General features: G+C 55.0%; 13 protein-coding genes and 1 tRNA gene. 8 read left to right on the top strand and 6 right to left on the bottom strand.

What is annotated here, in order from left to right; genetic code table 11:
- Window positions 1-147: 147 nt before the first annotated feature.
- The 4 genes from JHD64_RS04785 to JHD64_RS04770 all read right to left on the bottom strand — a co-directional run bounded on the left by JHD64_RS04785 (window position 148) and on the right by JHD64_RS04770 (window position 4,776).
- The gene (locus JHD64_RS04785) at window positions 148-2,649 is read right to left on the bottom strand and encodes a fimbria/pilus outer membrane usher protein (RefSeq protein WP_199052445.1); all 2,502 of its coding nucleotides are present in this window, start codon (window positions 2,647-2,649) and stop codon (window positions 148-150) included.
- Window positions 2,650-2,694: 45 nt separating this feature from the next.
- Entirely contained in the window at window positions 2,695-3,480 is a 786-nt protein-coding gene (locus JHD64_RS04780) for a molecular chaperone (protein WP_199052444.1), read from the bottom strand.
- A gap of 44 nt (window positions 3,481-3,524) precedes the next feature.
- On the bottom strand, window positions 3,525-4,064 hold the full coding sequence (locus tag JHD64_RS04775; protein WP_199052443.1) for a fimbrial protein: 540 nt from the start codon (window positions 4,062-4,064) through the stop codon (window positions 3,525-3,527).
- A 166-nt stretch (window positions 4,065-4,230) separates the two neighbouring features.
- Entirely contained in the window at window positions 4,231-4,776 is a 546-nt protein-coding gene (locus JHD64_RS04770; protein WP_199052442.1) for a fimbrial protein, read from the bottom strand.
- 420 nt (window positions 4,777-5,196) lie between these two features.
- Between JHD64_RS04770 and JHD64_RS04765 the strand changes: the two genes are divergently transcribed.
- Window positions 5,197-6,204, top strand: coding sequence for a nucleoid-associated protein (locus JHD64_RS04765; RefSeq protein ID WP_199052472.1), 1,008 nt, complete (start codon window positions 5,197-5,199; stop codon window positions 6,202-6,204).
- 66 nt (window positions 6,205-6,270) lie between these two features.
- Here JHD64_RS04765 and JHD64_RS04760 read toward each other — a convergent pair whose 3' ends face one another.
- Entirely contained in the window at window positions 6,271-7,467 is a 1,197-nt protein-coding gene (locus JHD64_RS04760) for an amino acid aminotransferase (RefSeq protein ID WP_199052441.1), read from the bottom strand.
- A gap of 209 nt (window positions 7,468-7,676) precedes the next feature.
- On the opposite strand from JHD64_RS04760, the gene JHD64_RS04755 reads away from it, so the two are divergent.
- The 3 genes from JHD64_RS04755 to JHD64_RS04745 all read left to right on the top strand — a co-directional run bounded on the left by JHD64_RS04755 (window position 7,677) and on the right by JHD64_RS04745 (window position 9,615).
- Window positions 7,677-7,761, top strand: a tRNA-Leu gene (locus JHD64_RS04755).
- A gap of 212 nt (window positions 7,762-7,973) precedes the next feature.
- Window positions 7,974-8,393, top strand: coding sequence for a ProQ/FINO family protein (locus JHD64_RS04750; protein ID WP_199052440.1), 420 nt, complete (start codon window positions 7,974-7,976; stop codon window positions 8,391-8,393).
- Window positions 8,394-8,484: 91 nt separating this feature from the next.
- Complete coding sequence (locus JHD64_RS04745; protein ID WP_199052439.1) at window positions 8,485-9,615, top strand: glycerate kinase; 1,131 nt, start codon at window positions 8,485-8,487, stop codon at window positions 9,613-9,615.
- Between the two features lie 14 nt (window positions 9,616-9,629).
- On the opposite strand, the gene JHD64_RS04740 is transcribed toward JHD64_RS04745, so the two are convergent.
- Window positions 9,630-10,499, bottom strand: coding sequence for an ion transporter (locus JHD64_RS04740; RefSeq protein WP_199052438.1), 870 nt, complete (start codon window positions 10,497-10,499; stop codon window positions 9,630-9,632).
- Between the two features lie 120 nt (window positions 10,500-10,619).
- Between JHD64_RS04740 and cysK the strand changes: the two genes are divergently transcribed.
- The 4 genes from cysK to JHD64_RS04720 all read left to right on the top strand — a co-directional run bounded on the left by cysK (window position 10,620) and on the right by JHD64_RS04720 (window position 13,716).
- Window positions 10,620-11,552 carry a cysteine synthase A gene (gene cysK, locus JHD64_RS04735; RefSeq protein WP_199052437.1) on the top strand — a complete coding sequence of 311 codons (933 nt, stop codon included), beginning with the start codon at window positions 10,620-10,622 and terminating at the stop codon, window positions 11,550-11,552.
- A 143-nt stretch (window positions 11,553-11,695) separates the two neighbouring features.
- Window positions 11,696-12,169: a hypothetical protein gene (locus JHD64_RS04730; RefSeq protein ID WP_233170330.1), complete on the top strand. Its 474-nt coding sequence runs from the start codon at window positions 11,696-11,698 to the stop codon at window positions 12,167-12,169.
- A 7-nt stretch (window positions 12,170-12,176) separates the two neighbouring features.
- Entirely contained in the window at window positions 12,177-12,587 is a 411-nt protein-coding gene (locus JHD64_RS04725) for a YchJ family protein (RefSeq protein ID WP_059285318.1), read from the top strand.
- Window positions 12,588-12,684: 97 nt separating this feature from the next.
- Window positions 12,685-13,716 carry a histone deacetylase family protein gene (locus JHD64_RS04720; RefSeq protein WP_110313540.1) on the top strand — a complete coding sequence of 344 codons (1,032 nt, stop codon included), beginning with the start codon at window positions 12,685-12,687 and terminating at the stop codon, window positions 13,714-13,716.
- The last annotated feature ends 156 nt before the right edge of the window (window positions 13,717-13,872 follow it).

The following is a 13,872-nucleotide window of genomic DNA, read 5'->3' as shown; positions in this document are numbered from 1 at the left end:
TTTAAGCAGCTTGAAAGGTGCGGCTTGTTTTCTAAAGAATTTCTTACTACTTTTACATGTGCACTTTGCGCTAGGGCATGGTTATTTAATTTTTATTATCATGTGTCATTAAAATGGTATGTGTCAAAATAAAATTAATGGTAGCCATTACTGAATGCCCATCTGGCAAACTGCTGTCTTGAAAGAAGTGATCGTAAGCTCAGCATTGTCATAGCTTAGCATGCATTTTTTGCCACCATCGAGGTCGACAAACAAGCTACCGCTGGGCTGTTTCACTCGCGCAAATAGTTTGCCAGCTTGACCAATATCACCGACTATGTGACCGTCCTTGTCTTTTACGCTGGCACCAAAGGGCAGTGGGCTTTCATCGGCAAAGCGTGTTTTCAGTAGCAATGGCAAGCCCATCGTGGTTTTAAACTTCACCAGTACCACCGAACCACTACGCGGAATCGCTTGTGTACTGCTATAGTCCAATTGCACACCATCACTCATGCTACCCGTTTCCAGCTGTATATCATTTTTGCGGTAAGAGGAGAGCGATGGCAGCAGTGCATGACCGGAGCCATCCACTTCTACGCCAATACCAGGCGCCACCATCGCACCTTTGGCATCTGGTGCTTCAATAATTGCAGTACTCTCTCCGAGTGGTTGGCCAAATAACACGGTCCCGGCCGCGGCGACGACCGAGCCATTCAAGCCCAGCGAAGCTTGTTTATTTCCACCGGAGCTGCTGGCGCTCGCATTGACAATGCCTTTGCTACCTTGGTAAGCAAGATTGCCTGCAATGCTGCTACTGTTACTGCCACCACCACGACTTTCTCCTATGTTGATTCCATAGCTCATTTTTCTATCCTGGTCGAAGCTACCGCTCATATTCAGTTGTGCATCACTGCTACCCGTAGAATCATTACGCAGGCTACTGCTGAATATCTTTCCGCTATCCAGGTTAAAGTTGATGCTTAGCATGACGCTGTTGACACTTTGTCCGCCATTGTTGGTTTGTCTATTGGCATCAATTGCCAAACTACCCCACTTGTAGCCTTGCCGTATACCCATCTGGTATTGGGTGCTACGTGCTTGGCCACCCCAGTAATCCTGAATGGAGCCACTTATATAAGCAGAACTCCCATTTTTAAAGTTTTGATTAATATTGATTTCTCCACGACTACGTAGCCGGGAAAAGTTGTTAAATAAGAGTTGCCCATTGTTGGGATCTGCCATCGTGTCCCGAATATTTAGTGCAGTTTGCACATCCATGTAGCCGGAGGTCGAGTAGCGATAGGCAGCAAGAGTGACATTGGTTCCAGTGTTATTGAATAGCTTGTTGAAGCTGAATCGATAAGACTGACCAGTTAGCGTTGTGCCATTGATTTTCGTATTTGAACTACTGACATCAAAACCAAGGGCGCCAGCGCCAGTATTAAACACACTGCCGAGTTCTAATGTGGTATAGCCATCTGCTACGGTCACCCCACCATTTAGTGTGAGTAAATTAGACATCCCGCGCTGATAGGTAAACTGTCCAAGCATGGGCGTAGTGTTTGCCAGCTTGCGCACTTGGCCTAAAGTAAAATTATAGTGGCTCGAACCTTCTCGCAGCGAACGTGGTACGGCAGAAAACGGTACGGTAAATGTTGATTTTTTGCCATCAGCTTCAGTCACCGTTACGACAAGATCACCATTGTAGCTGGCTGGAGCAATATCCCTGATTTCAAATGCACCAGGAGCGACGGTGGTATCGTAAATGGTATAGCCGTTTTGCTGGATGACCACATGCGCATTGCTATTGGCCATGCCACGGACGACCGGTGCGTATCCGGTATCATTGATGGGTTTCATCCGGTCATCGCTGGCTATGCGGATACCCCGTACCGGAACCGAAGTGAATAGATCAGAATCGCTAAAACTATCACCAATAATCAGCTGGGAATGGATGGCATCCAGATCGCGACTGATATAATTTCGGATCGGTTGGATTGAATGGCCGTTGCTATTACTCCAGTTAAGCGATGTCGTATTGCGGAAACGCCAGCTGCCCAAGTTAAGTCCGATATTTGCCGACAAGTAGGCATTGCTATTGTCAGTATTGGCTGTTTTTGAGTAGTAAATATTACTGGAGTAGTCGAGCAGCAGGGCAGGTACACCTTCATCCCAGCTGTCTGGTGAGGTGTAGCCTATGAAATGCTGCTGCATGTCAACCTGTGGAACGCTTATTTTTAATTGTAGCAGGTTGCTATCAAATTGGTAGAATGCGCCGTTAATCTGCTTGGCCAGATCAACACAGATATCCTCCCCCTTTTGTGTTGGCTCTGGTAAGCGATCGGCACGCACGCCCAGCTCCAGTAAAAGTGATCGCGGAATGCATGGGACAGTATTTTTATTATCTTCAGTTTTGATAAGGCGCAGATCACGCCGTCCACGCGGTATTTCGTTGATGAGTACATCCGTACTGTACTCACCCTCCGGCAATGATGATCCAGTCTGAAATTTGCTGAAATCCAGTTTCTTCAATGAATCACCCCATAGCAAGCTTCTATCAAAAGAAGGCTCGCTGCCATTTTCATTGGCTTGTACCGCTTGATGGCTTATGCCAAAGCAGACGGCCAGAAAAAGGTGTATTGGTTTTTTTTTGAAGCTAATGGATTTCACTGTATAAACCTTGTTGTGCCACTACGGAGGCAACCTTCAAGTGGTTTATTCGGCAAGCTTTGCTGTATAGCTAGAGCTGCCACCATAATCATTAATAACACTGAAATTTATGCCGGGCTTGATTTCATCACTCTTGGCGGTTATTTCGTATTCCATATCGCCATTAGGTGAAATCATTGATTTTTGCGGTGATAAATCCACACTGCCCTTGGTTTTTTCTGTATTGATATGTATTTGATTGAAAGTGATATAGTACGGGGTGCTATTGTGAATAAGCACATGCCATTTGGAGTTTTTATTAATCAGCTTCCAGCTTAATTTTTCTGGTGCATTTTCTGGAGATAGTGCTAACTTTTCAGGGCGAAAGAAAAATTTGATCCGACTTCTGATGCCGATGCGCAATTGGTTAGGATCATCAGTGTTTTGTGGTACTTCGAGTACATTTATCCAGAACAGGCTTTCCTTGTCGGTGGGAAGTGCTATTTCTCCGGTATAGCGTACGCGAATATTCTGCCCTTTTTCGGCCTGCAATATGGATATGGGTGGGGTTAAAACAAAGGGTGCGCTAGTGTTGTCCGGCGTGTCTTTGCTATTTCCTTCATCAAGCCATGCCTGGATCAGTGATGATTTTTTCCCCGCATTATTTACGGTAAAGGTGATTTCTTTTTTGCTGGCGGGGTAGATGATGCGTGTTGCATTAATGGATACATCGGCCTGTGCTAGATTAAACAGGCTGCCCATGGAAAAAATGCCTACTGCTGTAATGAAGTTTTTTATCATGTTTTCCCCAGATACTTTATTAGTGATGGCAAGAGGGTGATGTAAATTCATCACCCTCTGCTGCTTTGCTTCTGTGAAAAGGAGTTGCTTAATATCTACTCGTATTGCACAGTGTAATTGACGCTTGCAATAACGGTACCTGCAGTGACCGCAGCTTTGGCATAGTAACTGGCACGGTAATTCAGAATGGCACCTTCGTTGATAATATCGAAGGAGGCACCGCTAGCACCAAAGCCACTACCCTGGCCAATATTGATTGGTGAATTAGAGTTTATGTTGTACAAGGCAACATCTACATTTTCTGCGGTGCCAGTATTAATCAGTCTTCCAGTAGTGGAATCAACATTACTACCAGCTTCAAACCAGGCTGCAGCTTTCTTGAATGGCTGTGGGCAGCTGCTGAGGGTAATGGCAAATTGTGTGGCTCCGGCCGTCGCGGCAGGACTGGCTAAAGCAGTCGCCGAAACAATTGGCAGTGTCACCGTGCCATCATTGGTACCATTGGCTGCACTGATCGTGCAGGTCTCTGATGAAATATCACCATTGAAGCTGATGAGTCCATCGGCGGCTTGGGCTGTCGAAGCTAATGCAGCTAGTAATGATATGGTTGAAACGCTTGTAAGGACCTTTTGCATTGCAAGCTTCCTCAGGTAGACAGACCGCTAGTGCGTACTTTTTTTATAGTCTGAAAGTGACGAATGGTTAAATTCGCGGATATATAGTACGAGGAGGAGCCAATATGACTCCTCCTTGGATTGGCTATGCAGCTATGCCATGACGCTGCTGCATGCAGCGCTTTGCTTACTGATATTGAATGGTGTAGTTAACCGAGGCGACAACTGTACCGGCCGTGGCTGCGCCAGTGGCGTAGTAGCGAGCATTGAAGTTCATGGTGGCGGTTTTATTGGTAATCGGTACGGCAGTACCGCTGCTGCCCAAGGTGCCATTACCTTGGCCAACAGCAATCGGCGTGGTGCCGGTGCTGTTGTACAGTGCTACATCCACTTTGGAGGCGGTGCCGGTGTTAATCAGACGGCCCGATGCGGGATCAACGTTAGATCCAGCTTCAAACCAGGTAGCTGCTTGGGTGGCTGCTGCTGAGCAATCTGATAGTGCGATAGAGAACTGAGTTGTACCTGCGGTAACACCGGCGCTAGCCAGCGATTTGGCCGAGACGGTCGGCAGGGTTACCGTGGCGTTAGCTGCTCCGCCTCCAACAACGGTCGGGGTGCAAGATTGGGCGGTCACATTACCATTGAAGGTAATGGTGCCGTCTGCAGCTTGTGCCTGTGCAGCAAGGCCAGCCAGCAGAAGAGCGGTAGAAGCGGTGGTGAGCAATTTTTTCATGATGTCTGTTCCTTCGTGTCGGATGAGGAGGGTTCAAATACGCTGACGCGTTGCGTGCGTTTGACTCAGGCTAGTATCGACTGGGAGACAGTTTTTTCATCTAAGACGCATCATTTTTGAATCTAGGAAATTTCCTATATCCAGCTGATTTGGCTTGTTTTATGTGGGAAAATTTAAAAAAACGTCATTATTTTAAATGATTAAATTTTGCTCAGAAATTAAGTGCTGGCCACATGTTGGTAATTTGCCTTGATTCCTGCATTCGTCTTGTTTGATGTTTATTGACTATTTATTTTTTATCGAATTGTCCATGTCATGCTATGTATTGCGATTGCATGGCATTTGCGCTGCCACGCATTTCGATTGTCAAGCGGCGGGGCGGGGGCAATAATCCTGCTTTGCTTTGAGCTGAGGCAGCTTATGTTGATTGGTGAATCGCGTGTTGAACGCCTGGTGGTGCATCGGGTAGGCAATCAGGCTAGGGGAGAGGGCTTGCAGCTGTCCGAGCGGGCTTGTGATGTGGATGATGGTGTTTCCTCGCTCATCTTGAGTGGCTACTTGCGGGGTGTGGTTTCCGACAAGAAGAAGCACCAGTTCTTTCATGAGTCGGATCTCAATCTGAATGAGATCTATCACTACACGCGGCAGTTTTTCAGGGATGAGCTGGACTTCCTCACGGTTTCCCAGCGTATTGCCAAGCATTTGTATGCCCGTTCACAGCATCCGAATATCAGTGCTGGCGATTTGTTTGTCATTTTGTTTGCCGGTTTGTCTGATGGGGAGCGGGAGTTGCGTGCCCTGGGGGTATTCAAGTCGGAAGTGCGGGATGACTTTCTGTCGGTGATCGAGGCCGGTGAGGTATTTGACATTCGCCATGCTTCTGGCATTAACCCGCGTCTGATTGATAAGGGGGCCTTGATCCTGGAAAACAGTCCGCTGGTCTATGCTGTGGATCGTGGTGGTCAGCAAGCAAAGTTCTGGCTGGATGATTTTCTCAAGGCGATGCGGGTGCCGGATGCGCAAAGCAGCAGCCGCATGGTGGCCAGCGTGGTCGAACAGCTATCCGAGGAGATTGCCGACCCGCTCGAGCAGGCCCGCTTCAAGGATGAGTTTCTGGCGGTGTGCGGTGCGGAAGAGGAGATGTCGACCGGTCAGGTCAGTTCCATCGCCGAAAAATTCGTCGGCAAGGAGCAGGTAAGCCAGGCATTTGACAGCGCGGCCGAGGCATATGGCTTTGCCCTGGATGAGGAGGCGCGGCTGCCGGCGCAAAACATGGCCAAGCGTCTGGAAAAATCGCTATCCAAATATGGTATCGGTCATGGCATCAGTGTGCTGTTGCCGACAGGCATTACCCTGAAAAATATCCAGTCGGTGAATGACGGTGAGGGGGAGTTAAGTCTGACCTTGAAGCTGCACAAGCGCGACTGATTGTTGTTGTGCGCAAAAAGCCCGTCAGTGATGACGGGCTTTTTGCTGGGCGGGATGGGGATGGTCTCAGCCTTCCAGCACGCTGGCCATGGCTTGGGCGACATAGTCCACATTGCGGCTGTTCAAGCCGGCTACGCACATGCGGCCTGAGCGCACCAGATAGACGGCAAACTCTTCACGCAGGCGCTCTACCTGTTCCGGGCTGAGGCCGGTGTAGCTGAACATGCCTTGCTGGGTGGTGAAGTAGCTGAAGTCGCGGCCAGGCAGGCGGGCGCTGAGCACGGCGAACAATTGCTGGCGCATGGCCTTGATGCGTACCCGCATCTGTGCCACTTCGGTTTGCCATAGGGCAAACAAAGCCGGATCGTTCATCACGGCGGCGGTAATCTGACCGCCATGGGTGGGGGGGCTGGAGTAGTTGCGGCGTACGGTGGCTTTCATCTGTCCCAGTACGCGCTCTGCTTCTTCCTGGCTTTGGCAGACGATGGACAGTCCGCCGCAGCGTTCGCCATAGAAGGAAAGGTTTTTGGAAAAGGAGTTGCTGACAAAGAAGCTGATTCCCGCATCGGCCAGTGCGCGGATGGCGTAGGCGTCTTCATCCAGCCCCTGGCCAAAGCCTTGGTAGGCAATGTCGAGGAAAGGCAGCAAATTGCCGTTTTTCAGCACGGGAATCAGCGCATCCCATTGCGCCTGACTCAGGTCAACCCCGGTGGGGTTGTGGCAGCAGGGGTGGAGCAAGACCACGCTTTGCGCGGGCAATTGCTTGAGCGTGGCCAGCATGTCATCGAACAAGAGGCCACCGCTGTGTGCATCGTAGTAAGGATAGTCATGCACCTTGATCCCGGCACCTTCAAAGATGGCGCGGTGATTATCCCAGCTGGGCTTGCTGATCCAGGCTTCACTGTGCGGGAAATAGCGTTTGATGAAATCCGCGCCCACTTTCAGCGCTCCGGAGCCACCGATGGTCTGAATGGTGGCGATGCGTTGTTGCTGTAGTGCCGGGTGTGTCGCGCCAAACAACAGTTTTTGCACGGCGCTGCGATAGTTGGCGGCGCCTTCCATCGGCAGGTAAGGACGCGGTGCGGGAGATGCTGCACGGGCTGCTTCCGCTTGTTGCACGGAGTCGAGCAGAGGGATGCGTCCCTCTTCGTCATAGTACAGGCCGATGCCCAGGTTTACTTTCTGGCTGCGGGTGTCGGCATGAAAGGTTTCCACCAGGGTCAGGATGGGGTCGCCGGGATAGGCTTCGACATGTTCGAACATGAGACGGCAATTCCTTGGTAGCGATCAAGATAGGTAGTGGGCAGCGACCCGTCCTAAGAACAGGGTTGCTGCGCTGTATTAAGAGAGCCATCTTCGCGCAAAGCGGCCAATAGCAGCAAGTCATGCACGGCTTGTGCTGTTGGATAAGGGAAATTGCGCGTGCAAAGGGTGACTCTGCGGCAGAGTGCTGGCATAATCCGCCACTCGGTGCGCCCATGGCGAAATTGGTAGACGCAAGGGACTTAAAATCCCTCGACTTCGGTTGTGCCGGTTCGACCCCGGCTGGGCGCACCAACACCGTTACACTGTTCGAGCCACATGGCTAGCAGACCAGTTGGTCGATGCCGGCTTTTGCTGGCACGCGCTTGCAAGCTGCATTACCATACAGGGCGCAGCAGCGTCATGGAGATGATGACAGGCTGTGCTAGCGACGGGTTGTATACCGTCACCCCGTCTGGCAGGCTTGCCTGTCATTGAAAAGCATCACTGGATCTAGATAGAAGTTCATGAAGCCAAATACCGAAACGGCACTGGGTGCTGCTCTCAAATCCGCAGTGCAGAGTCTGTCGAAGAAAAAACAGACAGAAATGATTGCGGAACATGTTTACAGCAAGTTCGAAGTGTTTCGTCAGTTCCGTCCGCTGGCTCTGGGCATCCATGAGAGCCTGATTGCTGCCTTGCCGCAATTCGATGCCACGCTGATTTCCCGTGTGGTGGCCAATCACTGCCGCAAGCCGCGCTATGTCAAGTCGCTGGCGCGTGGCGGCAAGCGTTTCGACCTGGCCGGCAAACCGAGCGGCGAAGTGACTGCTGAAGAGAAAAAGGCTGCCCAGCTGATGTCGGCACCCAAACCGGCAGTTGAAGCCGCTGCTGCACCAGAAGCCAGTGCGACGCCGGTGGCGCCAGAAGGCCAGTCGGCAGAATAAGCGTTCATTCGCCCCCGTTACCAACCCCTTCTTGCCTTGGCAAGGAGGGGTTTTGCATTTATGTTGTCCATTTTCCGCTGGAGGATGACCCATGCGTTGGCTGCTTGCACCGGATTCCTATAAAGGCTCGCTGGAGGCCGCTGCGGTGGCAGAGGCGATGCAGCGTGGCATTGAACGCGCCGACCCGCAGGCGGAGTGCCTGCTTCGTCCAATGGCCGATGGCGGCGAAGGGACGCAGGATGCCCTGTATGCCGCTGTTGGCGGCCAGTGGCTGCAGTTTCCGGTGTGCAATGCCACGGGTGGCACCATCATGGCTCCATGCTTGCTGTTGCCGGATGGAACCGCAGTGCTGGAGGTGGCGCGCATCATCGGCTTGCCCGAAGCGGGAGACAGCCCGGTGGCGCAACGTAGCAGCCGTGGTGTTGGCCAGATGCTGGCAGCCTTGTTGCAGTCGGGGCAGCGGCGTATCGCAGTAGCCTTGGGCGGCTCCAGTACCAATGATGGTGGGGCGGCGTGTCTGGCGGCGCTTGGTCTGCAGTTACTCAATGCCCAGGGGCAACGATTGGACGGCGCACTGCAGGATTTGTCGCAGTTGTTCACGCTGGACGCCGATGGCTTGCTGCAGGCTTTTGCCGATGTCGAGCTGGAAATCTGGTCGGATGTGGATAATCCGCTGAGTGGGCCTCGTGGGGCAACCGCAGTCTTCGGCCCGCAAAAAGGCGTGGCTGCGGCGGATATCGCCCGCATCGATGGCGAGATCACCCATTTTGCGCAGCTGCTGGATGCCCGCTTGCAGCGAGATACCCGGCACCTGCCCGGCAGTGGTGCTGCCGGTGGGCTGGGCTATGCCATGCTGTTGCTGGGTGGGCGCATGCAATCGGGGGCGCAGGCCGTGGCGCGCCATCTTGGCCTGGCGGCAGCCCTGCAGAGGGTCGACTGGGTGTTCAGCGGGGAAGGGCGCAGCGACAGCCAGACACTGGCGGGCAAGGCTCCGGCCTGTGTGGCTGCACTGGCACGCGCGGCCGGTGTGCCGGTCAGCCTGCTGTCCGGTGCGGTCATCGCCGACGAGCAAGGGGCGCTGGCTGGCAGTTTTGACGGCTGTTATTCCCTGTGCAACCGGCCGATGTCGCTGGATCGCGCGATGCAGGAAGCTCCGCAACGGCTGGCCCAACTGGCCGAACAAGTGGCGCGCACCATTCTGGCCGCCCGGGCCGCCGCCTAACCTTCAGCAGTACGTTAGCTGACCTCGCCCCTGGCTGGTCTGGGCAGTGTGCCGCCGCAATGCTTGCAAAAGCGCGCATCCCAATCATGCCCCTCGCTGAAGCAATGGGGGCAGAGGCGGGTGGCCGACTGCTTGTCCGTTGGGGTGGGCGATGCGCCGCGGGCGATTTCTGCCGTCACGATGCCGGTGGGCACGGCGATGATGCCATAGCCGGTAATCATCACCAGGCTGGCCAATGCCTGGCCCAATGGTGTCTTGGGGGTGATGTCGCCAAAGCCGACGGTGGTGAGGGTGACAATGGCCCAGTAAATGCCGACCGGAATGCTGGTGAAGCCATTGGCTTCGCCTTCGATGACATACATCAGCGTCCCCAGGATGATGACCAGCAGTACCACGGTGCCGAGAAACACGATGATCTTGCGCCGGCTGGCCAGCATGGCCCGTTTCAGCTCGCGTGCCTCGCCCATGTAGCGGGTGAGCTTGAGAATGCGGAACATGCGCAGCAGCCGCAGCACGCGGATATCGGCCAGGAAGCGGCTTTCCGGAATGAACAGGCCCAGGTAGAGCGGCAGGATGGACAACAGGTCGACCACGCCGAAAAAGCTGCGGGCGTAGCGTAGCGGTTTGTGGACGCAGGCCAGACGCAGCAGGTATTCCAACGTGAACAGAATGGTGAACAGCCAGTCCAGAATCTTTAATTGCGGGCCCCATTGCTGACGGATGCTGGCCACACTCTCCAGGATCACGGTGAGCAGCGACAGGACGATGCTGACAATCAGCGCCAGATCGAACAGCCGGCCGCTGCGGGTGTCTGCCTCAAAAATGATGATGTACAGCTTGCGGCGCCAGCCGCTCAAGGGAATCAGCTCTTCCTGGGTCGGCATGATGGATGTGGGACCAGTTGGTTCATTGAATAGAAGTAAACACTATTAGAGTTTTCTGAGCGCTCATATATTATAAGCGTTATTAAACCTTGCATTAATGTTGCCCGGGAGAATAAGACGATGCGTATCGCCAATACCGTAACCGACCTGATCGGCAATACCCCTCTGGTCAAACTGAACCGCGTTACCGATGGCTGCGTCGCCACCGTGGTCGCCAAGCTGGAGTTTTTCAATCCGGCGCACAGCGTCAAGGACCGTATCGCGGTGGCCATGATCGATGCTGCCGAGCAGGCTGGCAAGATCGGGCCGCACACGACCATCGTCGAGCCGACCTCCGGCAATACCGGCATCGGCCTGGCCATGGTTTGCGCCGCGCGTGGCTACAAGCTGGTGATCACCATGCCGGAAACCATGAGCCGCGAGCGTCGCCAGCTGCTGAAAGCCTACGGTGCGGAACTGATCCTCACTCCGGGGCCGGATGGCATGGGTGGTGCCATTGCCAAGGCGCGTCAGCTGGTCGAAGAAAATCCGGACAGCTGGTTCATGCCGCAGCAATTCGAAAACGCAGCCAACCCGCAAGTCCACCGCAATACCACGGCTGAAGAAATCTGGCGCGATACCGATGGTCAGGTGGATATTTTCGTGGCTGGTGTTGGTACTGGCGGCACCATTACCGGTGTCGGTGAAGTGCTGAAAGCCCGCAAACCGGGTGTGCAGATTGTGGCGGTGGAGCCGGATGCGTCGCCGGTGCTGTCGGGTGGGCCGAAGGGCCCGCATCCCATCCAGGGCATTGGTGCCGGTTTTGTACCGCCCATTCTGAATACCGAGGTTTACGACGAAATCATTCGCGTCAAAAATGATGATGCCTTTGCCACGGCACGGGCGGTGGCGACCCAGGAAGGCGTGCTGGTCGGCATCTCTTCCGGTGCCGCCGTGTGGTCGGCCATTCAGCTGGCCAAGCGCCCGGAAAACGCCGGCAAGCTGATCGTGGTGGTCATTCCTTCCTTTGGCGAGCGTTATTTGTCGACACCGCTGTTCGAACATCTGGCCTGATCGTTTCTGCTCAGCCTTCCTCGCCATCTCACCGGCCGCGCAGTCACTGCCCGGCCGGTTTTGTCATGTGGGGGCCGCCGGCAGCGAACTGCCAGCCGGCGTATTTTGTCCAATCTGCCTCCACATCCGCTACACTACCGCCCATGCATTCCACTCTCAAAGTGCTTAGCCGGGTAGCCGGCATGTCGCTGGTGTTGTCTGCCTGCAGCTTGCTGCAACAACCGGCAGCCCCGCAAACCGGGGTGCGACCTGCTCGACCGGTGCAGGCCCAGCCGCAGCCTGACAGCAAGCAGGACTTGCTGTTCAGGGAAGCCAGTCGCCTGGCTGGCAAGGTGAAAAGCGGCGAGCTGAGCCGCGTGGCGGCGGCCGATCAGCTCAATGTCTATCGCCTGCGCTTGATTGGTGCCAACCTGGTTGATGACAACAGCTTTGCCATGTATCGCTACCTGGCGGTGGAACGCGATGCCGGACGGCTGACGCAGGAAGAGTCGCAAGCACGCATGGAAATGCGCTTGCGCGAATGGCTGCGTCGCTGGCCCAAGCTGCAGCCCAAGCCGCCAGCGCCGGTATTTACCAATTTTCTGTTGAAACTCTATGGATTGCCCGCCCTGGGCTGATAAAGCAATGAGCAAGAAGAAACATTCCAGTGCCTGCCCCTGTGGCCTGACGGCCTCTTACGCCGACTGTTGCGGCCGCTATATCGATGGCACCCAGCAGGCTCCCACGGCCGAGAGCCTGATGCGCTCCCGCTATGCGGCCTACACCATGAATAATGCCGATTATCTGCTGGCCAGCTGGCACGCCTCCACCCGTCCGGCAGAGCTGGACTTGTCGCGCGAAGAGCGCTTCGTCAAATGGCTGGCGCTGGACGTGCTCAGCACGCAGGCGGGCAGTGCCGAGGACGACGCCGGTGTGGTGGAGTTTGTCGCCCGCTACAAAGTCAACGGTCGTGCACAGCGGCTGCATGAAGTCAGCCGCTTTCGCAAGGAAGACGGTCGCTGGTTCTATGTGGATGGCGATGCCGAAGAAGGTTGAGCAAACAGTATTGCGCCCGGGCAAATCATCGCCCGGTCATGGTTGACCCCATCGCCCCATCGCGCCAGCATGGGGCTTTTGCTTGCCGGATATTCCCATGCTGACCATCTATAGCGACACACACCGCCTGCAGCACGGCAAGGCCGAGCTGATCGATGGCACCCTCAAGCCTTGTTTCGAAAATCCCTCGCGTGCCGACATGGTATTGCAGGAAGTCAGGTCACGTGATCTTGGCCCGGTGATCGAGCCGGTCGCGCACGGGCTGGCACCGGTACTGCGCGTGCACGATGCCGGCTATGTCGAATTTCTGCAAACTGCCTGGCAACGCTGGACGGCCATGGGGCGCGACTACGACGCCTTGCCCAAAATGTGGCAGATCCGCCGTCTGCGCGCGGCCATCCCGCAGCATGTGGAAGGGCAGCTGTGTTATTACTCGATGGACTGCGGCACGCCGCTGACCGCCGGCACCTGGCCGGCCATCACGGCCGCGGCGGATGTGGCACTGACGGCCGTCGATCAGCTGGCGGCGGGCCAGCGCGGCGTATTCGCCCTCACCCGGCCGCCGGGCCATCATGCTGCCCGTGATTACTGTGGTGGCTATTGTTTCTTCAATAATGCCGCCATTGCAGCGCAAAGCCTGCTGGATCGCGGTGCGAAGCGGGTGGCCGTGCTGGATGTCGACTATCACCACGGCAATGGCACGCAGGATATCTTCTACCAGCGGGATGACGTGTTGTTCCTGTCGATTCATGGCGATCCGGCCACCGAATACCCCTTCTTTCTCGGCTTTGCCGACGAGCATGGCGAGGGGGCCGGCCTGGGCTACAACTACAATTTTCCGCTGCCGGCTGCGTCCAGCGTGGCCTTGTGGTTTGCCGCGCTGGACACTGCGCTGGGTGAAATCCGGCGCTATGCCCCGGATGCGCTGGTGGTGTCGCTGGGGGTGGATACCTTCGAAGGCGATCCGATCTCGCGCTTTTCCCTGGCCAGCACCGACTTTCTACGGCTGGGTGAGCAGATTGGCGGGCTGGGACTGCCTACCGCTTTCTGCATGGAGGGTGGGTATGCGGTGGAGCCCATCGGGCTGAATGCGGTGAATGTGCTGGAGGGTTTTTCAATGCGGCAGTAGCCGGCACGCCCGTACTACGGTGATCCCTTCAGCGCAGCCCCGCGGCCGCGGCTAGCCCGATTGCTGGCAATGGCAGATGAATATTTTGTTTCAAGTCAATATCTTGTCTGCCGTCGCTTGGTTTTTGGGGGGAGCCCAGCTAGCGTTAAAGTGTGG

The sequence above is a fragment of the Aquitalea sp. ASV15 genome (genome assembly GCF_016429115.1).
In the GTDB taxonomy this organism is placed as follows: domain Bacteria; phylum Pseudomonadota; class Gammaproteobacteria; order Burkholderiales; family Chromobacteriaceae; genus Aquitalea; species Aquitalea magnusonii.
Note: the sequence above shows the minus strand (reverse complement) of the source record. Positions and strands in the feature narration are given on the sequence as shown.